The organism is Sinorhizobium sp. 7-81 (assembly GCF_030124405.1).
GTDB classification, from domain to species: domain Bacteria; phylum Pseudomonadota; class Alphaproteobacteria; order Rhizobiales; family Rhizobiaceae; genus Sinorhizobium; species Sinorhizobium psoraleae.
In genome coordinates this window covers 1-788 of the sequence record NZ_JASKLT010000074.1, presented here as the reverse complement: position 1 = coordinate 788, position 788 = coordinate 1, and the positions used below count along the sequence as shown (strand labels likewise).

The 788-nt window shown below is 66.1% G+C and carries 1 pseudogene; it reads right to left on the bottom strand.

The features are described 5' to 3' along the window. Nucleotides 1-788 (bottom strand): annotated as a pseudogene (locus QN224_RS33540) (SAM-dependent methyltransferase); the annotation flags it as partial.

Below are 788 nucleotides of genomic sequence, written 5' to 3'. Positions count from 1 at the left end.
TGCACGTTGGCGAGGCTGAGGCCCGGCGCGTAGCGGAAAGGCACGGTCGGGCTCTCGACGACCGTCAGCAGTCCGAGCGGGCTCGATCGCTCCTCGACCACCCGCGCGTTCGGGACTTCGAGAGCCATGCGGAGGCCCTTGTACTCGGACATGTGCGGGCCGGTGACTGTCAAGGACGGCGGCAGCCACACCGCAATAACCGCGGCCGCAAGCCCGAGGCAGCCTGCGGCGAGCCACCGACGGCGCGCCATGCCCGTCGCGGCGAGGGCCGCCGCCGCAAAGCCCAGCGCTGCGACGAAGCGCAGTGCCGTTGAGGGAAAGACCAGGAACAGGAGTCCGACGATGCCCAGCGCACCGATCCCGGCGCCGATGAGGTCGAAGGCATAGACGCGCCCGATCTCATCGGGATGGCGGCTGAAGGCAAGGCCGATACAGGTTGCACCAAAAAAGAACGGCAGGATCAGGAGAGCATAGCTGGCCGCGAGCCAACCGAGCTGGGCCGGATTCCAGACGATCTCCAGCGCGTTGAACGGCAGGCGCTCGGCACCGGCGAAGCTTGCGACCGCCGTAATGCCGAACAGCGCGGCCGACGCTGCGAAGGCGGCCGGGTACCGTTTTAGCAGGGGGCGGCGGGTGAGGGCAACGAATGTACCGCTCGCGCCGAAGCCGAGGAGCGCGATGCTTATGATCATATAGGCAAATTGATGCCACTGAATGATCGAAAAGAGCCGCATCAGCAGCACTTCATGGGCAAGGGTTGCCGCCGATATGAGACCAACCGGCAGCAG